Below are 290 nucleotides of genomic sequence, written 5' to 3' on the forward strand. Positions count from 1 at the left end.
GTCGGTGACGGCGATGCAGCCGGCCGTCCAGTTTTCCTCGGTCTGGGGGCCCAGCAGGTTCGGCTGGCCATGGATGAAGATATTGCCTCCGGGGCTTTGACCCATGGCCCGCGCCCGCGCCACGTCCGCCGTGTTGGGGTACGAGATGCCGAGCGACAGATGGAAACTGCTGTTGGGGTTGCGCCGATCGATGCGGTAGCGCCCCTCGGGCGTCTTGCCGTCACCTTCGACCTGTTTATGGCCGTGGGGCGCGAAACCCAGAGCGATGTCGAAGCCGCGCCGGACCCTGT

Annotated in this window: 1 protein-coding gene; it reads right to left on the reverse strand. The window is 66.6% G+C overall.

What is annotated here, in order from left to right; genetic code table 11:
- Nucleotides 1-290, reverse strand: a 290-nt coding sequence (locus tag E0702_RS16775; protein WP_205742016.1) for a L,D-transpeptidase family protein, incomplete at both ends; no start/stop codon positions are given.

Origin of the sequence: Halomonas marinisediminis, from assembly GCF_004347715.1 — a bacterium.
Taxonomy (GTDB): domain Bacteria; phylum Pseudomonadota; class Gammaproteobacteria; order Pseudomonadales; family Halomonadaceae; genus Halomonas; species Halomonas icarae.